The sequence below is a fragment of the Sulfurimonas hongkongensis genome, assembly GCF_000445475.1.
Classification (GTDB): Bacteria; Campylobacterota; Campylobacteria; order Campylobacterales; family Sulfurimonadaceae; genus Sulfurimonas; species Sulfurimonas hongkongensis.
On record NZ_AUPZ01000010.1, the window covers coordinates 108894 to 129974 of the forward strand.

At 35.3% G+C, this 21081-nt stretch carries 25 protein-coding genes and 1 other RNA gene; 19 read left to right on the plus strand and 7 right to left on the minus strand.

Annotated features, from left to right (window positions below; all coding sequences use genetic code 11):
- Positions 1–105: 105 nt before the first annotated feature.
- The gene (locus tag M947_RS20075) at positions 106–1467 is read right to left on the minus strand and encodes an NAD(P)H-hydrate dehydratase (RefSeq protein ID WP_021287926.1); all 1362 of its coding nucleotides are present in this window, start codon (positions 1465–1467) and stop codon (positions 106–108) included.
- Complete coding sequence (purN, locus tag M947_RS20080; protein ID WP_021287927.1) at positions 1451–2014, minus strand: phosphoribosylglycinamide formyltransferase; 564 nt, start codon at positions 2012–2014, stop codon at positions 1451–1453. Before purN ends, M947_RS20075 begins: the two co-directional genes overlap by 17 nt.
- Positions 2015–2059: 45 nt before the next feature.
- Between purN and M947_RS20085 the strand changes: the two genes are divergently transcribed.
- From M947_RS20085 to M947_RS20110, 6 genes are read left to right on the plus strand one after another with little or no spacing between them, the layout of a single operon-like run.
- Positions 2060–3022, plus strand: coding sequence for a KpsF/GutQ family sugar-phosphate isomerase (locus tag M947_RS20085; protein WP_021287928.1), 963 nt, complete (start codon positions 2060–2062; stop codon positions 3020–3022).
- A 2-nt stretch (positions 3023–3024) separates the two neighbouring features.
- Positions 3025–3807: a pseudouridine synthase gene (locus tag M947_RS20090; protein ID WP_021287929.1), complete on the plus strand. Its 783-nt coding sequence runs from the start codon at positions 3025–3027 to the stop codon at positions 3805–3807.
- Between the two features lies 1 nt (position 3808).
- On the plus strand, positions 3809–4987 hold the full coding sequence (locus M947_RS20095; RefSeq protein ID WP_021287930.1) for a replication-associated recombination protein A: 1179 nt from the start codon (positions 3809–3811) through the stop codon (positions 4985–4987).
- 53 nt (positions 4988–5040) lie between these two features.
- A complete protein-coding gene (locus tag M947_RS20100; protein WP_021287931.1) occupies positions 5041–5328 on the plus strand; it encodes a hypothetical protein in 288 nt (95 codons plus the stop codon).
- Between the two features lies 1 nt (position 5329).
- Positions 5330–7306, plus strand: a complete 1977-nt coding sequence (locus tag M947_RS20105) for a methyl-accepting chemotaxis protein (RefSeq protein ID WP_021287932.1) — start codon at positions 5330–5332, stop codon at positions 7304–7306.
- A gap of 11 nt (positions 7307–7317) precedes the next feature.
- A complete protein-coding gene (locus M947_RS20110; protein WP_021287933.1) occupies positions 7318–7833 on the plus strand; it encodes an ATP-binding protein in 516 nt (171 codons plus the stop codon).
- Positions 7834–7873: 40 nt separating this feature from the next.
- Here the strand turns inward: M947_RS20110 and rplT are convergent, their stop codons facing one another.
- Together rplT and rpmI are read right to left on the minus strand one after the other, a co-directional pair.
- On the minus strand, positions 7874–8233 hold the full coding sequence (rplT, locus tag M947_RS20115) for a 50S ribosomal protein L20 (protein ID WP_021287934.1): 360 nt from the start codon (positions 8231–8233) through the stop codon (positions 7874–7876).
- Positions 8234–8338: 105 nt separating this feature from the next.
- The gene (rpmI, locus tag M947_RS20120) at positions 8339–8530 is read right to left on the minus strand and encodes a 50S ribosomal protein L35 (protein WP_021287935.1); all 192 of its coding nucleotides are present in this window, start codon (positions 8528–8530) and stop codon (positions 8339–8341) included.
- Between the two features lie 69 nt (positions 8531–8599).
- Between rpmI and M947_RS20125 the strand changes: the two genes are divergently transcribed.
- Complete coding sequence (locus M947_RS20125) at positions 8600–8827, plus strand: hypothetical protein (protein ID WP_021287936.1); 228 nt, start codon at positions 8600–8602, stop codon at positions 8825–8827.
- Between the two features lie 265 nt (positions 8828–9092).
- Here M947_RS20125 and ffs read toward each other — a convergent pair.
- An RNA gene (gene ffs / locus M947_RS23390) (signal recognition particle sRNA small type) lies at positions 9093–9190 on the minus strand.
- 76 nt (positions 9191–9266) lie between these two features.
- Between ffs and M947_RS20135 the strand changes: the two genes are divergently transcribed.
- The 4 genes from M947_RS20135 to M947_RS20150 are packed head-to-tail and all read left to right on the plus strand — an operon-like array spanning position 9267 to position 12512.
- The gene (locus tag M947_RS20135; protein WP_021287938.1) at positions 9267–9743 is read left to right on the plus strand and encodes a nucleoside phosphorylase-I family protein; all 477 of its coding nucleotides are present in this window, start codon (positions 9267–9269) and stop codon (positions 9741–9743) included.
- Positions 9740–10819: a glycoside hydrolase family 3 protein gene (locus M947_RS20140; RefSeq protein ID WP_021287939.1), complete on the plus strand. Its 1080-nt coding sequence runs from the start codon at positions 9740–9742 to the stop codon at positions 10817–10819. Before M947_RS20135 ends, M947_RS20140 begins: the two co-directional genes overlap by 4 nt.
- Positions 10816–11808 carry a lytic murein transglycosylase gene (locus M947_RS20145; RefSeq protein WP_021287940.1) on the plus strand — a complete coding sequence of 331 codons (993 nt, stop codon included), beginning with the start codon at positions 10816–10818 and terminating at the stop codon, positions 11806–11808. Before M947_RS20140 ends, M947_RS20145 begins: the two co-directional genes overlap by 4 nt.
- Positions 11805–12512, plus strand: a complete 708-nt coding sequence (locus tag M947_RS20150; protein WP_021287941.1) for an SDR family NAD(P)-dependent oxidoreductase — start codon at positions 11805–11807, stop codon at positions 12510–12512. Before M947_RS20145 ends, M947_RS20150 begins: the two co-directional genes overlap by 4 nt.
- Here the strand turns inward: M947_RS20150 and M947_RS20155 are convergent.
- Positions 12509–12763, minus strand: coding sequence for a hypothetical protein (locus M947_RS20155; protein WP_031348061.1), 255 nt, complete (start codon positions 12761–12763; stop codon positions 12509–12511). The two genes, M947_RS20150 and M947_RS20155, sit on opposite strands and share 4 nt — an antisense overlap.
- 1 nt (position 12764) lies before the next feature.
- Positions 12765–13127, minus strand: a complete 363-nt coding sequence (gene fliS / locus M947_RS20160) for a flagellar export chaperone FliS (RefSeq protein WP_021287943.1) — start codon at positions 13125–13127, stop codon at positions 12765–12767.
- A 235-nt stretch (positions 13128–13362) separates the two neighbouring features.
- On the opposite strand from fliS, the gene fliD reads away from it, so the two are divergent.
- The 8 genes from fliD to M947_RS20200 are packed head-to-tail and all read left to right on the plus strand — an operon-like array spanning position 13363 to position 21076.
- On the plus strand, positions 13363–14763 hold the full coding sequence (fliD, locus tag M947_RS20165; protein ID WP_021287944.1) for a flagellar filament capping protein FliD: 1401 nt from the start codon (positions 13363–13365) through the stop codon (positions 14761–14763).
- 6 nt (positions 14764–14769) lie between these two features.
- Entirely contained in the window at positions 14770–15765 is a 996-nt protein-coding gene (gene pseB, locus M947_RS20170; RefSeq protein ID WP_021287945.1) for a UDP-N-acetylglucosamine 4,6-dehydratase (inverting), read from the plus strand.
- Complete coding sequence (locus M947_RS20175) at positions 15762–16844, plus strand: aminotransferase class V-fold PLP-dependent enzyme (RefSeq protein ID WP_021287946.1); 1083 nt, start codon at positions 15762–15764, stop codon at positions 16842–16844. The genes pseB and M947_RS20175 overlap by 4 nt, the downstream gene beginning before the upstream one ends.
- Entirely contained in the window at positions 16837–17544 is a 708-nt protein-coding gene (gene pseF / locus M947_RS20180) for a pseudaminic acid cytidylyltransferase (protein ID WP_021287947.1), read from the plus strand. Before M947_RS20175 ends, pseF begins: the two co-directional genes overlap by 8 nt.
- Entirely contained in the window at positions 17531–18568 is a 1038-nt protein-coding gene (gene pseI, locus M947_RS20185; protein ID WP_021287948.1) for a pseudaminic acid synthase, read from the plus strand. The genes pseF and pseI overlap by 14 nt, the downstream gene beginning before the upstream one ends.
- Entirely contained in the window at positions 18546–19490 is a 945-nt protein-coding gene (gene pseG / locus M947_RS20190; protein WP_021287949.1) for a UDP-2,4-diacetamido-2,4,6-trideoxy-beta-L-altropyranose hydrolase, read from the plus strand. The genes pseI and pseG overlap by 23 nt, the downstream gene beginning before the upstream one ends.
- On the plus strand, positions 19483–20418 hold the full coding sequence (locus tag M947_RS20195; RefSeq protein ID WP_021287950.1) for an ATP-grasp domain-containing protein: 936 nt from the start codon (positions 19483–19485) through the stop codon (positions 20416–20418). Before pseG ends, M947_RS20195 begins: the two co-directional genes overlap by 8 nt.
- Entirely contained in the window at positions 20408–21076 is a 669-nt protein-coding gene (locus M947_RS20200; protein ID WP_021287951.1) for an HAD family hydrolase, read from the plus strand. The genes M947_RS20195 and M947_RS20200 overlap by 11 nt, the downstream gene beginning before the upstream one ends.
- Positions 21077–21081: the final 5 nt, after the last annotated feature.

Consider the following 21081-nt stretch of genomic DNA (forward strand, 5'->3'; position numbering starts at 1 on the left):
CTCCCATGCTCCGCGTGGAAGTCTATATATATAACTGTAACTCAGATATATATGAGTTCCGACGCAGAGCGTTAGAACTAGAGAAAATTTATAACATAGACTTTCTTACAGCTTACCTATTGCATCTATCAAATCATCCGCTGTAAGAGAAAAATCAGCACCTTTGTAACTTTGTGCTAAGGCGGTATGTGCCAAAGATGCACTCTTTGCAGCTTCAAGTGGTGTGTAGCCTTGAGCTAGAAGTGCTCCTACGAGTCCACTTAAAACATCTCCGCTTCCACCCTTTGCAAGTGCTGATGTGCCGTGTGGATTTATAAAAAACTCATCACCCTTGGCGATGATAACATTTGCGCCTTTTAAGATAAGTGTTGCATGAGGATACTCTTTAGTAAAAAGCTCAACATAAAAAAATCGCTCACTTTGAAGCTCATCTACACTTATATCTGCTAAGCCGACTCTCTTTAGCAGTGCTACAAACTCTTTGGCATGTGGAGTTAAAACTATCTTATCTCTTTTTAGTATCTCTTTTATAATCTCCATATGAAAAACATCCGCGTCTGCTATAAGAGGCAAGAAATTGTCTAAAAATTCACTAAGTTCTATGTCACTAAACTCATCTCCCAAACCCATTCCCAAAGCTAGTGCAGTTGCATTGTATGGCATAGCGTGTGAGTACATTATAGTGTGTGGGATTTGTGTGTTTTCATAACCCATAAGAGTTACTAAACCAGCTCCAAACCTAAGAGCTGCTTTTGCACTTAAGATGCTAGCTCCACTCTTTTGCCCACAAGCAAGTACTAGATGTCCAAAACTTCCTTTGTGAGTGTTTTTCTTCTCTCTATTTGGTAAAAGCATATCTTCAAAGTCAAGTAGATGCCACGATGGGTCCGTCTCATAGATATTTCTTGAGACTCCCAAATCTAAAACTCTTATCTCTCCTACAAACTCTTTTTGCGAATCTAAAAACATAGACTTTTTTAAGGCTCCCATAGTAAGAGTTACATCAGCGTAAAAACCGATAGATGGAACATCACAAGCTATTTTAAAAGCACTATTTTCATTCATCTGGGAGATTAGACTCTTTAACTCATCACTAAACTCTCCGCTAAAACCAGTTCCAACTATGGACTCTACTAAAACCTCGCATCTCTCTAGTGAGTCTATAACTTTAACGCCAATAGCATCACATCGTTTTTTTTGCAGTTGTGCCATCTCTGATTTTGGCCTCTTTGCATAGTAGATGCAAGCCTCATAATCTCCGTGCAAAAGTCTTGCAAGTGTGATGCCATCTGCTCCATTGTTACCACTTCCACAAACTATAATGACCTTTGCATCTCTTTTAAAATTCTCTCTTATGTAAGAAGCCATCCCCTCTGCCGCATGTTCCATCAGCAAATCTTCACTGAGTCCGAATTTCTTGTAGCATCTCTCATCAAGAGATGCCACTTCGTCAAAAACTCTTTGCATCCAAAACCCTCTCTATCGCCTCTGGCATGATGGAGTATTCAAGTTCTTTTATCTTTTGGGTAAAACTCTCCATAGTTTCATCTTTGCATCTTAGAAAACTCTTCTGCAAAATAATCTCCCCACCGTCAAGTTCGCCATTTACATGATGTACACTTACTCCACACTCTTTGTCTTGGCTCAAATAGCTCTGCTCTATCGCTTTTGCACCTTTGTATTTTGGAAGAAGAGATGGATGAAGATTTATCGCTTTTATGTTTGAGGTAAAGACAGAGCTTAGGATCCTCATAAAGCCACTAAGGACTACTAAGTCGGGCTCGTGTTTGTTTATGAGTTTAATAAGCTCTTTATCAAAACTCTCTCTTGAATCATATCCAGCATGCTCTAAGACCTCTGTTTTTATGCCTAAATCTTGGAGTTTTAAAAGTCCTTTTGCATCTCGTTTATTTGAGATTCCACAAACCACTTCACATTTTTTGTTGTGCATTTTTCTTACAATATTTTGGGCGTTAAAACCATCACCACTAAACAAAATCACTATTTTTTTCATACAAGAATTATACACATATGAAGCTAAAAACGATATAATCGCACTATGAATTATAAAGAGATTGCACAAGAGACTTTAAACATAGAGGCCCTTACACTACTAGATGCTTCAAAAAACATCACTGATGACTTTGTCAGAGCTGTTGAGACTATACTTGCCTGTAAAGGAAAACTTATAGTAACGGGCGTTGGAAAGAGCGGACTCATAGGAGCAAAAATAGCTGCAACATTTGCATCTACTGGAACTCCTAGTTTTTTCTTACACCCTACAGAAGCACTTCATGGTGATTTGGGTGTGATTAGCAGAGATGATGTTGTTCTAGCCATTAGTTATAGTGGAGAGAGTGAAGAATTAAGCTCGATACTTCCGCATGTTAGAAGGTTTGAAACTCCACTTATCGGGATGACAAGAGATAGAAATTCAACCTTAGCAAAATATAGCGATGCTGTGATAGATGTAGTTGTAAAAAAAGAGGCTTGCCCACTTGATAGTGCGCCTACAAGTTCCACAACTCTGACTTTAGCTTTAGGGGATGCTCTAGCAGTTTGCTTAATGAGAGCAAGAGGCTTTCAAAAGAGTGACTTTGCGTCTTTTCATCCAGGTGGTGCATTAGGTAAAAAGCTTTTTATAAAAGTCAAAGACCTTATGAGACAAGATAACCTCCCTATCATCAAAAAAGATACAAAAGTAAAAGACGCTATAGTCGAGATCTCACAAGGAAGACTAGGTACCGTTCTTATAGTAGATGATAAGAACAAACTCATAGCACTTGTAAGTGATGGCGACATTCGTCGCGCTCTTTTAGAGGATGATTTCTCACTAGAAGACAACATCTTAAAGTACGCAACAATGAGTCCAAAAACTCTTGATGATGAAGATATATTAGCAAGTGAAGCTCTTGTGCTTATCGAAGAGATGAAGATACAACTCTTAGTAGTAACAAACAAAAATAAAAAGATAAAAGGCGTACTACACATTCACACGCTTATAGAAAAAGGAATCTCGTAAAGATGAGACTAAATAAATACATTGCACACCACTCAAGCTACTCTCGCCGTGAGGCAGACAAGGCCATTCAAGATGGTTATGTAAGAATAAACGGCGAGATAGTTGACAACCCAGCTACTCAAGTTGTTGAGGGCGAAGATATCGTCTATGTAAGTGGAAAACAGATTACTACACGAGACAAATACACGGTTATAGTCTACAACAAACCAAAAGGTGAGCTTGTAACTAAGAGTGACCCACGAGGGCGAAAAACTATCTATGACTCACTAGAGAAAAAGTACAAGCACTTTGTTCCCATCGGAAGACTTGACTTTGCAACTGAGGGGCTTTTGCTCCTTACAGATGCTTCAAAGGTTGCATCAGCGCTTATGAACTCAAACCTTGAGAGAGTTTATAAGGTGAAAATCAAAGGTCCTATCACAAAAGAGATGGAAGATGCGATGATGAACGGTTTAGAGTTAAGCGATGCAACCGCGGGTGGACACTCTCACTCTAAGATAACAAGCATGACTTTTTCACCTTTTATAGGTTATAAGATTCATAAGAGTGAGCAAAACTATTCTGTCTTAAAAATTGCCATAGCTGAGGGTCAAAACAGAGAGATAAGAAGATTTTTTGCTCACTTTGGAGCAGAGGTTGCAGACTTAAAAAGAGTAAGCTTTGCAGAGATAGAACTTAACAATCTCCCAACAGGAAAAGTTAGATTTCTCTCAAGAAGCGAGTACTCTGCACTCTACACCTTTATGAAAGAAGTAAAGAAAAAAGAAAAAGAGCGAGCAAAATAAAGTGGACTTTACGCATCTTCTAAGGCCTAGTTCTTTTGATGAGTTAATGGGTCAAGAGCATTTAAGCGACAAAGATGCCCCACTTAGAATTTTGTGTGAAAAGCTCTCTCTTGGTCATAGTTTTTTTTATGGTCCTGCTGGGTGTGGAAAGACTTCTATTGCTAGGATAATTTCTAAAAAAATGGAGTTACCTTTTTATGAGTTTAATGCTACTTCGCTAAAAGTAGAACAATTAAGAAAGATTTTTGAGCAGTATAAAAATACTCTACAAAAGCCACTGATTTTTATAGATGAAGTGCATCGTTTGTCAAAAAATCAACAAGAAGTATTACTTCCGGTGATGGAAAACAACACAGTTCTTATCATGGGCGCTTCAACAGAGAATCCTTTTTTCTCTCTAACCTCTGCCATTCGCTCTCGTTCTATGCTCTTTGAGTTAAAATACATAGAAAACTCTTCACTACTCAAACTCTTAGAAAAAGCCATAAAGCACGCAGGACTAGCGATTGATGAAGATGCAAGCGAGTATCTAGTTGCTAGTAGCGGAGGTGATGCTCGCTCGATGCTAAAGCTTTTAGAGTTTGCATCAAGCATCAAAACTCATATTACTCTAGAGCTTCTAAAGTCGCTTAGACCAAATGCATTGAGTGTTGGAAGCAGTGAGGCTGGTGTTCATTATGACTTAACGAGCGCTCTTATTAAGTCCATCAGAGGTTCTGATGCAGATGCTGCCATCTACTACTTAGCTAGACTTATAGATGGTGGGGAGAGTGCTGCTTTTATAGCGAGAAGACTTGTAATCCTTGCTAGTGAAGATGTAGGAAATGCAAATCCTCAAGCACTAACACTCACAACTTCAACTCTCACAAGTGTCTCACAAATCGGCTATCCTGAAGCTAAAATCATCTTAGCTCAAGCTGTCATCTACCTCTGTGCATCTCCAAAATCAAACTCTGCATACTTAGCCATAAACAAAGCCGAGCAAGCTATAAATGATGGTCTGATGCTTGAAATCCCAAAAAACATTACTCAAAAAAATATCGGCTATCTGTATCCGCATGACTTTGGTGGTTATGTAAAACAAGACTACTTATCAAAACCTCTGAAGTTTGTAGATTTAAAAGATGTTGGATATGAGAAGAAGATGAAGGAGTGGATGCTTAGGATCAAGGATTCATGATAAATTAAAGCTTATCATTATAAACTATAGACTTAAAAACAAGGAGATTTAAGATGGAGATAACATCATCTGCAAACACTATCGATATTACTGGAAATATAAAAAGCATAAGTGATTTTTCTCAAATCAAGAGCTTAGTTGATGGCGTTGTTGCTGATCATAAAAGTATAACTATAAACATAGTTGATTCTCTCTCTATTACATCTTCTGTTATTGGATACTTTAACAAGCTAGTTCTAAAAGATAAGATAAATATAGATATGCGCGTAGGAAATGAGCAGCTACTAAACCTCATAGATGACCTTAACCTAACCTCAGTTTTTAAGGCAAGAAAGGCTTAGTATGAGCATAAAGTTTAAACTAAACCTCATTGCTACTATAGTCATATCTTTTGCTCTTATTATCATAGCTTTATCTGCTATTAAAGCTATGCAAGAAAAGAGTGTATTAGAACAGGCTAAAGAGCTAAACATACTCTCTCAAAAACTCTCACTGCTTATACATGAAACACAAAAAGAGAGAGGTGCAAGTGCTGGATATATAGGCTCTAAAGGTACAAAATTTACAGATATATTGCCAAAACAAAGAGCACTAACTACAAAAAGAAATAAAGAACTTAGTGCTTATGCATCTAGTCTCGATTTTGCTTCATTTCCAAAATCTCTTCAAGAAGAGATAACAAACTTTAACGAAGATATGAGTAAAATTGAGAAAATTCGCTCAAAAGTAGAATCTCTAGAGATTAGCACTAAAGATGTAGTGGCTTACTATACAAATATGAATGCTAAGATTTTAAACGTCATAGCACTTAGTGCAAAACTCGCTAGTACACAAGAGCTTGTAAAAGCACTTGATGCTTATACTAATTTTTTAAAATCAAAAGAGCGAGCTGGTGTAGAGCGAGCGGTTCTTAGTGCTACTTTTGCAGCAGATAAGTTTGGCGATGAGATGTTTGCTAAGTGGATGACCTTAGTTGCAGAACAAGATGCATATCTAGACTCTTTTTTAGCAATGGCTACGGACTCTTCAAAAGATTTTTATGAGACTAAAATGAAATCAAGCGTGGTTGATGAAGTAAATAAGATGCGTCAAATAGCAAAATCAAGAGCATTTGAGGGTGGTTTTGGAGTTGATAGTGTTAAATGGTTTGAGACAATTACTAATAAAATAAACCTTTTAAAAGAGGTAGATGATGAACTAGCAAAGCTAAATACAAAGCTCCTTGAGGAAGTAGAAGCAGCTTCAAAAAGAGTTGTGATTACAACACTTGCTAGTTATAGTGCTTTTGCAATTGTGATATTTTTTATCATTTTTTTAATCTCAAGAGGCATAAACAGAAGTGTTAAAAGTTCGCTAGAGAAGATTCGTTGCGTCTCTGATAATCTTGATTTGACTTGCGATATTATAGTTGAGGGCAAAGATGAGATATCTCAAATCTCAAGAGCTATAAATGTTATGATAATAGCTTTTAAAGAGAGTGTAAACGAAGCCAAGTCTGTATCTTTAGCTACGATAGATCAAAGTCAAAAACTGGGCAATGTTGTTATAGATTTGACTAAAAATGGTGAAGTAGCTGATGGTAAAATTACAAACATAAATATTCTTGTCTCAGAGGTAGGACAAAGGCTTGACGCTGTTGAAGAGGCTTCTATAACAGTTACAGAAGATCTGAACAAAACTTTTAGCGTTCTTGATAACTTTATATCTAAACTCGACCATGTGGTTGAGTCTATCGATGAGGGAAGCGAGCAACAAGAAGACTTAGTTCAAAAAGTATCTTCACTTACAGAACAAGCTAAAAACATCAAAGATGTGCTTGCTATCATCTCAGATATAGCAGATCAAACGAATCTTTTAGCTCTTAATGCCGCTATAGAAGCAGCACGTGCAGGCGAGCATGGACGAGGTTTTGCTGTTGTTGCTGATGAAGTCCGTAAACTTGCCGAGAGAACCCAAAAGTCACTTGGTGAGATTAGTGCAAATGTAAACCTTATAACTCAAAATGTTGTAGAGATATCAGAAGAGACAAACAAAACATCAGAGAATATGCAACATATCTCTGGCTCAGCACAAGAACTAATAAGCAACTCTCAAGAGACAAAAGAGAACCTTTTAGTAACATCTCAAAAGTCAACAAATGTTATGCACCAAAGTACTTATATTGCTACAAAAACAAAAGAGCTTATAGCGAATATGGACGAGATTATACAGCTCTCAAATGAAAATATTAAACATAGAACGGAAGTTCAAAGTAGTGTCGAAATACTCTCAAGTGACTCAGAGAGACTTCAAAATGAACTTAGTAAATTTAGAGTCTAACAAAGTTTTTTATGGAGTGTGAGTTTACAGATATCAACAATAGCATTGAGAGTGTAATATCTCAAAGAGATTTCAATACAACCTTAGAAGATATTGATGAAGCAAATGAGTACTATAGAGCAGTGTGGGAGAGTTTGACCGATGATACCAATCTTATATATAGAGCGGGTATCGTCTTTAGTGAGCTCTTTATGAACGCTTACGAGCATGGAAATCTCTCCTTAGATACACAAGAAAAACATACTCTTATAGAAGAAGATAGATACTTAGACACTCTTATAGAACTACAAAAGGGTTGCACTAAAAAAATAGAGGTAACCATCAGCAAGATTGAGCATAACTCTTTTAGTTTTATCATCACTAAGATAGAAGATGAAGGAGATGGCTTTGATACTCAAATACTAAGTAAAATTTTTAGAGATGTGAAGTCTTTTAGTGGAAGGGGTGTTTTTTTATCAAGAAGTGCGTCACTTGGGATTTACTATAACGAAAAAGGCAACTCTGTACTTTTTTTACACAAAGTTTAAAACTTCTTGAGCTAAAAAACTCAAGAAGTTTTTAGCAAAACTACTTACTAAGTGCTGCTTTTGACGCGTCTACAACTGCACTAAATGCTGCTGCATCATTCATCGCCATATCAGCTAAAATTTTACGGTCAAGTGTGATGCCAGACTTGTGAATACCGTTCATAAATGTAGAGTAGTTCATTCCATTTAAACGAGCAGCCGCGTTGATACGGATGATCCATAGTTTACGAAAATCTCTTTTCTTTTGTTTACGATCACGATGAGCATATACTAATGAACGCTCAACTTGCTCTTTAGCTTTTCTAAAGTGTTTACGGCGACCGCTATAAAAACCTTTTGCTAGTTTTAATATTCTTTTGTGTCTTCTTCTACGAACAACACCTGTTTTTACTCTTGGCATATTTTTCCTTTTTCTTTACCTAGCCGCTTCTTGCGATCAAGGTGCCACCTCTTTAGTGGTCTTGCCCAGTTATATAACTGGAGATTTACGATAATTAATCTTTGATTAATTAATCATAGCCTTAACATTTGCCTCATCAGCTTTTGACACAATTTTTGGTGCGTTTTGCTTACGACGAGTTTTAGCGTCTTGTTTTGTTAAGATATGGCTTCTAAACGCAGTTCCGCGTTTAACAGTTCCATTTTTCTTAACTTTAAAACGCTTTACAGCGCCTTTTACCGATTTCATTTTTGGCATCGATGACTCCTTTTAATTTGGAACTGGGATTATACCCAAAAAAGTCTGAAATTTTGCTACAATAGCTTTATGAATTCGATAAAACACATACAAAACGCCCTCGATGAGCTTGATGGCGAGGTACAAAAGATACTAATAGACTGGAGCATTCCTCTAAATGAAAAAGATAATTTAATGCTTCCAATACTACAACAAAAAAGAGTCCTCACTCAAACACTAGAAGACTTAACATACTTAAGGGACAATCCACCAAAACCAAATCAACCGTGTGGAATAAGTAAATATAGAGAGGATTGACAAAGTTGTGTGGCTTTTCTCTAGTTCCAACGCTCTGCGTAGGAACTCATATATATTTGAGTTACAGTTATATATATAGACTCCCACGCGGAGCATGGGAGCCAGCGACTCAAAACTTTAACATGGCTTTCGGAAGTGAGGCTTTTAGGAATGCTAACCAATGGCATTCTCCACGATGAGCTTCGCCTGTTTGGCTTATAATTTTGTTAGAGTTTAATAGATAAATGATAAAGTGGGAGTTGTTTAAAAGTATATGAAAAAGTGCCCTTCCCCAGATTACTGCGGCACATAACGCTTTAAGGTGTGCTGCTGTATTCCTACCCTGACACATTGTCTCAAAACACCATTGCACAGGTCTAAAGAAGAGCGATGAAATTATATCAAAACTTTTACCAATAGCAAAGTTTTTTGTTATAATCTTTTTTATGAGAGAAATAAGATGATTTATATAATCTGTGCTTTAAAATGTGAAGCGCAGGCTTTTGTTGATAAATATAAACTTGATAAGAGCAAAAAAAATGAAACTGTTACTATTGTGGTTAGTGGAGTTGGAAAACAAAATATGCAAGATGTCGCTTCTCGTGTTGTCTCAGAGATGCAAAACGATGATACAATCTTAAATGTCGGAATATGCGCTGGAGATGAAAGTTTTAAGATAGGCGAGTTAGTAGATGCAAGCAAGCATAAGCTAACTTGTCTAGATAATGAAATCTCACAAAGGGGCATTTATACTCTTGTAGATATGGAGTCAGATGGTTTTTTACAAGCTACTAAAGGTATAAAAAATAGCTATATATTTAAGATAGTTTCAGACCACTTTGAACCTCAAAACATTACAAAAGAGTTTGCAAAGTCTCTTGTGTTTAATGCGATAGATGATATAAATAGACTACTAAAACAAAAGGCAAAAAAATGAAATATATACTTATACTTCTTCTTTGTATCATGACATTAGATGCTAAAGAGATAAGCGATGAAAAACTAAAACAACTCATAGGTCGCATGCTTGTTGTGGGCTTTGATGAGAGTAGTGTTACAAAAGAGTCTCAGATTGTAAAAGATATAGTGCGTTATGATTTGCTGGGTGTCATCTTGTTTGATAAATTTTACAACGATAGAGATAAAACAAAAAATATAAGCTCGCCAGAGCAGCTAAAGAAGCTAACGACTCAGCTGCAATCTTTTTCTAAAAAACCTCTGCTTATCTCTGTTGATCAAGAAGGAGGAAGAGTTGCAAGATTAAAAGAGGCTGATGGATTTGAGGCTTTTTTATCCGCAAAAGAGGTCTCAAAACTCTCAAAAGACGATGCAAAAAAGAGTTACGATAGACTCTCTAAAATGCTAAACACCAATGGCATCAACTGTAACTTTGCGCCTGTTGTCGACCTTGCATTAAATCCACAAAACAAAGTGATAGTGGGCTTAGAGCGTTCTTATGGGGCAGATACGAACAAAGTTAGTGAGTATGCAGGTATTTTTATGGACTCTCTAAGAGAACATAATGTTATCTCTGTTATAAAGCACTTTCCAGGTCATGGCTCATCTTTGGATGACTCCCATCAGGGTTTTGTAGATGTTACAAGAACTTGGGATAAAAAAGAGCTAGAGCCTTACAGAAAGCTCATAGAAGCTAACAAAGTAGATATGATAATGACTGCCCATATTTTTCACAGATTTTTAGACTTAAAACTCCCTGCGACTCTTTCATATAAGATAAATACAAAACTCCTAAGAGAAAAACTTGGATACAAAGGCGTTATCATTAGTGATGACTTGCAGATGGCAGCCATCACTAAACACTACTCTTTAGAAGACACCATATTATATAGTATAAACGCAGGGGTCGATGTACTTCTTTTTGCAAATCAGTTAGCATCTAACACACCAGAGGAGTTGGTTGAGACTATCTTTCATCTTGTAAAATACGGGGATATTTCAGTAGAGAGAATCATGGACTCCGTAGAGAGAATAGAGAAACTGAACATAAAATGATAAAAATAATACTACTTTTAACACTAAGCACAAGCATCTGGGCAAAATATACAAACTGTGAGTTTAAAAACAAACACTACAAAGATGTATGTGAACAACTTATAAAAGAGGGTGTTTCATATCAGTATGCTAACAAGTTTTTACTCTCATACTTTAAGACCAAAAAGTATGATGAAGTAAGTTGGAAATATCTCCAACCTAAGCACATCATAACGCATACAAAAAATGAGAAAAAAGCAAATAATGTTTTAGTAAAATATGTCCCAGATATAGTAGAACATCTAAAAAAGTACAGCGAAGTTTATGATCACAGTGAAAAAAAGTACGGTGTAAATCGTGAAATTGTCGCAGCTATACTTATGAAAGAGACAAGACTTGGTAAAATAAAGCCAACTCATGATGCTTTTATAGTCTTTAACACTATTGTGACCCACATAGATGTAAAAACCAAAAGAGATGAGTGGCTACTTAAGATGGGCAAGAACAATATGAAGTCTATCATAAAACACTGCTACAAAAAAGGTGTAGAACCTGAGTCTTGTAATCTTGCAAGTTCATATGCTGGTGCGGTTGGTATCCCACAGTTTATGCCATTTAGCTTTATATATATGGATAGCTATAAGTCTAAAGTAGCAGACCTCTCCAAGATGGAAGACGCCATAGTCTCAGCTAGCAACTACTTAAATAAAAAAGCAGAGTTTAACACGCTTATAGACTGGAGTAAGATGCCAGAGATAGATAAGTTAGAGGCAGAGTGGTACGATTTTGAGCATGAAAGAGAGCATAAGAATGTCTCTCTCGTTTATAAACAAAACAAACACAACAAAAGCAGGGAGTGCTTTACTTGTGATAAATCAGAGTTTGACTACTTTAGAGAGTATGCTAAAAAAATCATGCGATATAATAGTTCATCAAACTACACCATCGGAGTTATGAGACTAGCTTATGATGCGCATTTTTTACTTCACAAAGAGAAACCAAAGAGATGAAGAAAAAGGCAGTAGTCAGTGGCGCTAGTAGCGGTATTGGCAAAGAAATTTGCTCAAGACTTCTACAGCTTGGGTTTAGTGTTATTGGCATCAGTAGAAGTATAAAAGATGATGAGTTTAGTAGCGATGATTTTCAGGCCATCAGAGCTGATCTCTCAAATGAAATATCAACTCAAATAGTTTGTGATCAACTTAAGAGTGAGTCTGTTTATATCTTGGTAAATTGTGCTGGATTTGGCAAGTTTGAACCTCATGAAGAGCTTAGTGCTAAGAGTATAAAAGATATGACATTTTTAAACCTAACATCTGCAATGCTCTTATCAAATACTCTTTTGCGCTCACTAAAGTCAAACGGTGGATACCTTATAAACATAAACTCCATAGAAGCTATAAAGTCTAGTAAATTTGCAGGGGTTTATAGTGCTACAAAAGCGGGTCTAAGAGCTTTTGGTGACTCACTTTTTGAAGAAACAAGAAGAAGCTCGCTTAGTGTTGTAAACATAAACCCAGATATGACTAAAAGTTCTTTTTATGATGATTTGCGTTTTGATGTAAGTAGCAAAGAAGATGAGAGACTCTTAGCATCAGATATAGCAGATGCCATCACCCACATACTTCAACTGAGAAAAGGTGCGGTTGTGAGTGAGTACACTATAAGAAGTTTAAACTTTGGGATATCTAAGAAAAAACCAACTAAGAATTAAAACTTAACATCCAATCTGTTTTGAGTTTGTGACTGAGTTGATTCTATGAAACGAATATTTTTTTTGAGTTGTTTCATAGTAAGAGCTGTCTCATCCTTTAGAGTATAGATGAGCTCCATCGCCTCTCTTAAAAGATACATCGCACGCTCTATCTCTTTTGTATTTTCAAACTTTGGAGCCTCTTGCACTAAAGCATCTATGCTGTCTGCATCTTTTTCTATAATGGCAATCTGTAGTTTATTTATCCACATGTTAAGTAGTCTCTCTCCAAGCTTCAAGAAGCCCTTTAAAGACATTACTAACCTCATCAAGCTTGTCTGAATCACTCTGTGAACTTGCAGTAGTTAGAAGCTGAATTTGATAGTTATAAAGTCCATCTAAGTAAGCACCAACACTACCTTCTGATCTGTCTAAAACAGTGAGAAGCTCTACTATTATAGCAATAGAACGATTTGTCCAATAGACCTTTTTTTCAACATCTTTATCTTTTATAGCTTTTTTTGCCTGAGCGTTAAAACGAAGTACACCCTCGTACAACATTTCTATAAGTTTTGCTGGGGATTCTATGCCTACATTATTTTGTGCATAGGTGTTATGAGCGTTGCTGCCATACATATTTAGTCCTTTCTTGCCACCGTTTATATCTTTCATGCAAAGTATATCGGCACTACATCTGTTTTGTTAATAGAATGCTCTGAAGAATTATCAAAATGTATCTTGAATCAAGTTCTGGATGACGATTTGTTTGTTTAGATAGATAAAGTGTAGAAGAATACTTTTAAATTTTTTCTAAACATAATTGGGGTATAGTCGATTATAGTGTTATACTTTATATAAAAAAGGATTTATTATGGGTTCAAGTATTAGCTCACTAGGTATTGGTTCGGGAGTCTTAACAGCAGATGTTATCGACCAGCTAAAAGAGGCTGATGAAGCTCGAATCGTTAAGCCTTTAGAAAACAAAATTACTGAAAATAACCAAAAACAAGATGCTCATAAGTTGCTAGATTCGCTTATGAAGAGTTTTAAAGCGAATGCATCTGCTTTGAGTTTTGATACTATTTTTGATAACAAAACCGTAGAAAGTAGTGGTAAGGCAAAGGTAGAGGTGGATGCAGGTGCAACTGTAGAATCTTTTACACTAGAGACTACAACCCTTGCTAAAAAAGACATAACAAGCTTTGGAGAGTTTGATGGTAAATCATCGGCCTTGGTCGGCAGTGGGGAAAGTGGTGTCTTAAACCTAACAATAGATGGATCAACTTATGGTATAGCCTATGATGACACTACAACACTAGAGAGTTTAGCTCAGTCTATTACTGATGAGGCTGGAGCTAGAATCTCAGCTTCTATCTTGCAAACAGGTGATGGTAAGTATAGTCTTGTGCTCTCTTCAAAGGAAACTGGTGCTAATCAAGCTATAACCATAGAAGATACTGATGATGGTTCAATTGGTAATGGTACATTAGGTGGGATGTTTGATGCTTATGATGCGGGCACAAATCCTGATGGATATCAAAATATTCAAGCAGCTGGGGATTCAGAATTTTTATACAATGGGATTACAGTTAAAAGATCTACAAATGAAATAAGTGACCTTATAATTGGTGTAAATATTGAGCTAAAAGAGGAAGGAGATTTTTCTTTAGTCGATATCTCACAAGATACTACTGTTGTAGCCGATGAGCTACAACTCTTTACAGATAGTTACAATACACTTATGAGTAACTTGCACGATATGACCTTAAAAGATAAAGAGACTGGTGCTGAGGGGATATTTAACGGAGACTCGTTTGTAAAGTCTATCTCTAGGGACTTAACTAAAACCATCACTTCTCTTAGCTCAGATGGTGATTCTTTGGTAAATTACGGCATAGACTTAGATAGAAATGGTCATATGAGCTTTAGCAAAGCAACTTTAGATGAAAAAATAAAATCAGATCCTGATGGGGTAGAGGAATTTTTTACTGGAAGTATCGACAGTGAGGGAAACAGAGTAGATGGTATTTTTACAACTATAGATGATAAACTAAAAAGTTATACCGGATATGGAAATCAGCTTAGTAATTTTGAAAATAATTTAAAGAGCGAAGCTACAAACTTGTCTAAAAGTCATGCAGCGGCAAAGGCATCACTTGATGCAAGGTATGAAATAATGACAAAAAGATTTACCGCTTATGATGCAATGATAAGTAGGGTTAACTCCCAATTCTCATCCCTTCAAATGATGATAGATGCTGAAACGAAATAAAATTAGATGCTAAACGATAAAAATATCTTAATTACTGGTGGAACAGGTAGTTTTGGAAAAAAATTCACACAAGTAATTTTAAAAAAGTATAAACCAAATAAGATTATAATTTTCTCAAGAGATGAGCTAAAACAGTATGAGATGGCTCAAGAGTTTACACATAGGTGCATGAGGTTTTTTATAGGTGATGTAAGAGATGCAGACAGACTAAAAAAAGCCATGAAAGATGTTGACTATGTTATTCATGCAGCAGCACTCAAGCATGTTCCCATAGCAGAATACAACCCGATGGAGTGTATAAAAACTAACATCAATGGAGCACAAAATGTTATAGATGCTGCTCTTGAAAATAAGGTGCAAAAAATTATAGCACTCTCAACGGACAAAGCGGCAAATCCTGTTAACCTCTATGGTGCAACAAAACTAGCGTCTGATAAACTTTTTGTAGCAGCTAACAACCTAATAGGTACTCAAGATATATCCTTTTCAGTTGTTAGATATGGAAATGTTATAGCTAGCCGAGGTTCAGTCATCCCATACTTTAAAAAACTTTTAGACAATGGTGCTACAAAACTACCTATTACAGATATCAAAATGACAAGATTTTTTATAACTCTTGAAGATGGTGTTAATTTTGTTCTTAGTAGTTTTAGAAGGATGCAAGGTGGAGAGATTTTTATACCTAAAATACCATCTATGAAGATAATAGATCTAGCTAATGCTATGGCACCAAATCTACCAAATGATATAGTAGGTATAAGACCTGGTGAAAAACTGCATGAGATTATGTGCCCTGCGGATGATAGCCATCTAACCCTAGAGTTTGATGATCACTATGTCATTACTCCTACTATTCAGTTTAGTGCAAATAGAGATTTTACTAAAAATTTACTTGGCGAGATAGGGCTAAATGTGCCTCAAGGTTTTGAATATAATTCTGGCAATAATGACTCTTGGCTTAGAGAAGATAGCCTCGTAGAGATTATAAAAGATATCCAATGAATTTTATACCCTACTCAAAACAAGTTATCGAAGATGATGACCTATCTAACTTTATAGAGACTCTAAAGAGTGACTTTTTAACAACTGGATTAAAAGTAAATGAGTTTGAGAGAGAGATCTATGAGATCTCAAATGCAAAGTATTGTGTATCTGTATCAAATGGAACCGCAGCTTTGCACTTGTCCGCTCTAGCACTGCTTTGTGAAGGTGATAGAGTTTTAACTACTCCAAACAGCTTTATCGCAACAGCAAACAGTATTCTTTATGCGAAAGCTACTCCTGTTTTTGTAGATATTTGTGAAGATGGAAGCATAGATTTGGATATGTGTGAGGATATTTTAAAAAAAGACACCTCAATAAAAGCAATATTTGCTGTTTCTTTCTCCGGCAAAATTTTAGATAAAAAAAGACTCAAGCACCTTAAAAACACTTATAATATTAAAATCCTTGAAGACAATGCTCACACAATGGGTGCAAAACTAACATATAGTGATATATCCATTTTTTCATTTCATCCAGTTAAACATATAACTACAGGTGAGGGTGGTGCGGTAGTTACAAATGACAAAGCACTATATGAAAAGATAAAAATGTTAAGAAATCATGGTCAAGATGATAAGCATCAGATGCTAGACTTAGGATTTAACTACCGCCTTAGCGATATCAGCTCTACTCTTGGACTCTCACAGATTAAAAAGCTATACTCTTTCATAGATAAAAGACAGTCCATCGCAAAAAGATATGATAAAGCATTTCAAAATACCATAGTAAAACCGCTCTATAGCTTTACAAAGACTTCACTCTATCATTTGTATGTAGTCAGAATCGACTTTAGCAAACTAGATATTTCTAAAGATGAAGTTATTAAAAAGATGAGAGAAAAAAAGATAGGCGTGCAAGTACACTATAAACCTATAAACAAACAGCCTTACTACAAAAGCCTAGGATATGGAGATGAAGAAACTCCTATGATGGATAGATACTCTAAAGAGTGCTTATCAATCCCTTGCTATCCAACACTAAGTGAGGATGAGCAACAATATGTTGTAAACTCACTACTTGAAGTCTTAAATGCCTAGATGTGTAGCCATAATCCCAGCACGAGGTGGAAGTAAACGCATACCTAGGAAAAATATAAAAGATTTTTTTTCTAAGCCACTTATTGCCTATAGTATCGAGACTGCACTAAAATCCAAACTCTTTGATAGAGTCATTGTGAGCACTGATGACGAGGAGATTGCTCGTACTGCTAAAGAGTATGGAGCAGAGGTTCCATTTTTGCGACCATCTGAGCTAAGTGATGACTTTACAGGAGTTGGAGCCGTCGTAGAACATACACTAAACTCTCTTAAAGAGAGTGGACAAGATTATGATTTCTATTGCCTTATATATGCTACTGCACCACTAATGCAGGTAAAGTACTTAAAAGAAGGATTTGAGAGACTAAGAGACTCAGACGCTTCAAAAGCTCTTAGCGTCACAACTATGCCCTTTCCTATTCAAAGAACATTTAAAATCACTCCAGAGGATAGATGCCAAATGTTTTGGCCAGAGAACTTTATGAAAAGAAGTCAAGATTTAGAGGAAGCTTATCAAGATGCGGGACAGTTTTATTGGAAAGATATCCATAAAGCAGCTAAAGATATCACATTTGGTAGCGATACCATACCCATAGTAATACCTAGACATTTAGTCCAAGATATTGACACGCTTGAAGATTTTAAGAGAGCTGAATTTATGTATGAAGCTGTAAAAAGAAGCGAAAATGAAGATAGGTAATTTTGACTTAGAAAAAGATGGTACTTACATAATTGCTGAACTCTCAGCAAATCATAATGGAAGTCTGCAAACTGCATTAGAGACTATAAAAGCGGCAAAAGAGTGTGGAGCAGATGCTATAAAACTCCAAACATATACTGCTGATACTATCACTTTAAACTCTCAAAAAGATGACTTTATGATAGATGGCGGAACTCTTTGGGATGGTAAGAATCTATATGAACTTTATACAGAAGCGTATACCCCGTGGGAGTGGCATAGAGAGTTGTTTGAGTATGCTAGAAGTATAGATATTGATATCTTCTCCTCTCCTTTTGATAAAAGTGCTGTTGATTTTTTAGAAATACTCAACCCATCTGCTTACAAGATAGCATCTTTTGAGATTACTGATTATGAACTCATTAGATATACTGCTTTAAAAATGAAACCTATCATTATTTCAACGGGTATTGCACTTGAGAGTGAACTGCAAGATGCAGTTGACATTTGTAGAGAAGTTGGGAATGAAAATATTATCTTGTTAAAATGTACGAGCGCTTATCCAGCACCTCTTGAAGATGCTAACCTTTTAACAATTGAAGATTTAGCAAAAAGATTTGATGTTGTAAGTGGATTTTCAGATCACACTTTAGGTAGTGTTGCACCTATAGTTGCAGTCTCCCTTGGAGCAAAAGTGATAGAGAAACACTTTATCATAGATAAGTCTATCGGTGGTGCAGATGCTGAGTTTTCTATGTGTGCAAAAGATTTTAAAGAGATGGTTCAAAATATTAGAGATGCAGAAAAACTTCTTGGCTGTGTTGATTATAGCATGAGCGATAAAAAGAGAAAAAATCGTGAACATGCGAGAAGCATTTATGTATCAAAAGATATAAAAAAAGGAGAACTCTTAAGTGAAAAAAACCTCAAATCTGTTCGCCCTAGTTATGGAATGCATCCAAAACATTTGCATAAGGTTTTAGGAACAAAAGCTACTAAAGATTATAAATTTGGGGATCGGTTTGAATATCCTTATAAGATGTGACTCTTCATCAAGCATCGGAACTGGACATGTTATGAGATGCTTAGTCTTAGCAAAAGAGTTCAAAGATGCAAATATAGTATTTGCTACTCAAGATTTAGATAAAAACATAAATCACAAGATAGTTGAAGCTGGATACAGAGTAAAACTTTTAAAGACAAATGATCTAAGTGAAGTTGTAAAACTCGTCACTAAACTAGATATAGATTTAGCCATCATTGATAGCTATGATATAGACTATAAGTATGAGAAAAAACTAAAAGAAAAAACAGGTGTTAAGATTTTAGCACTTGATGATACTTATGAAAAACACTACTGTGACATACTTTTAAACCATAATATTTATGCAAAAAAGAAAAAGTATAAAAACTTAGTGCCAAAAGAGTGTGAGATTAGATGCGGTGCAAAATATACTCTTTTACGAGATGAATTTATAAAAGAAAAGAGCAGATTAAAAAGGAAAAAACAATTTAAAATTCAAAATTCAAAAGTCAAAATTTTTCTAGCTATGGGAGGAGCTGATACCGCTAATATAAACATAGATATACTAAAGACACTAAAAAACTTTAACAACATCAAAGTGCACCTTGTAACTACAGATGCAAACAAAAACTTAGACAGACTAAAAAAATACTCAAAAAACAGACCTTGGATAAACCTACATATAAACTCAAATAAAATAGCGAAACTTATAGCAAAAAGTGACTTTGCAATAGTAACACCAAGTGTAACTGTAAATGAAGTATATTATTTAGGATTACCTATGATCGCGATAAAAACGGCAAAAAATCAAAGAGATATGTATAAATATCTAAAAAAGAAAAAGAATTTAGTATTACAAAAATTTAACAAAAATAAGCTTAGAAAAATGGTTAAAAAATTTGGGATAGTCAGTCATACTATACAGGATAAAATCTATGAATAAATCTATCCTCATAACTAGTATCGGTGCTAAAATCCCACTTATCAAGGCAATTGCAAGAGCAAAAGATGATTTTGACTCTACTATGAAAATAATTGGAGCTGATAGCAATCCTAATGTTTTTAGTCGAATTACAGTTGATGATTTTTGCCAAATCCCTCCTCTAGAAGAGCTATCACTTGAAATACTTTTAAAATATATACAAAAATATAAAATTAGATATATCATTCCAACACGAGACGCCGAGCTCCCTTTTTTTTCACTTCACAAAAAAGCATTAGCAGATAAAGGCATTGTTGTTTTTGTCGCTGATATAGAAGTGGTAGAATTTTGTTATGACAAACTTCGCTTTTATGAAATTGCTAAAAGTACTTGGGCAATTGAAACTACACTAAATATTCATGAGCTTCAAGTTGATTCTTTTGTAGTAAAAGAACGCTTTGGTTCTGGTGCAAAAAACATGGGATCTGATATTGGTAAAGCTCAAGCTATCGAACATGCTAAGAAACTTCAAGAACCAATTTTTCAACCATTTATCAAAGGACAAGAATACAGCATCGATTGCTATGTTGATAAAAATGTCGTGTGCAGAGGTGTTATAGTTCGTTCTCGTGATCTTGTAGTAAATGGTGAGTCAAAGATAACAACAATCGTACATGATGAAAATTTAGCACAAAAGGCTTCTGATTTTGTAACATATCACAAGATTCAAGGACATAGCGTACTTCAGGTGTTACAAAACGAAAAAGGTTCCTTTCTTATAGAGTGTAATGCACGCTTTGGAGGAGCTTCAACGCTAAGCGATTATGCTGGTCTAAAGAGCTTCTTATGGTTTTTACAAGAGTCCAACAAAGAAGATTTACAAGTGAATATTACAAATAAGATTATCAAGCAAATACGCCAAGACAAGGACATTTATATTGAAAGTTAAAGTTATCGTATTTGATTTAGATGATACATTGTATGATGAAATCAGTTTTGTAAAAAGTGGTTTTTATGCAGTATGCAAATATTTTATACCTAACAATCCAGACACGATGTTCAATAAAATGATGGAAGTTTTACAAGAAGATGGTAGAGGTAAAGTTTTTGATAAAACATTCATATATTTTAAACTTTATACAAAACAAAACATTAAAAAAGCTTTGACAATTTATCGTACCCATTTACCAAAAATAAACCTTAACAGTGATGCAAAAAAGATGCTTAGTTTTTATAAAAAACAAAATATTCCTCTTTACATTGTCACAGATGGCAATAAAATTGTTCAAACAAATAAAATTAAAGCTTTAGAACTTGAAAATTTGGTAAACAAAGCTTTCATCACCCACCGATACGGTATAATACATGCAAAACCATCAGCTTATTGTTTTACAAAAATTGCGAAGTATGAAAACATAGACTATAAAGATATAGTATATGTTGCCGATAATATTAACAAAGATTTTGTTGGTATCAAAGAGCTTGGATTTCGCACTATTTGTATAAAACAAGGAATGTTTCAAGATGTTGTAAAATCAGAAAAGTTCCAAGCAGAAAAAGATATAAAGAGTTTACTTGAGCTTAAAAATATTTTAGTTTGTAAATAATTTTT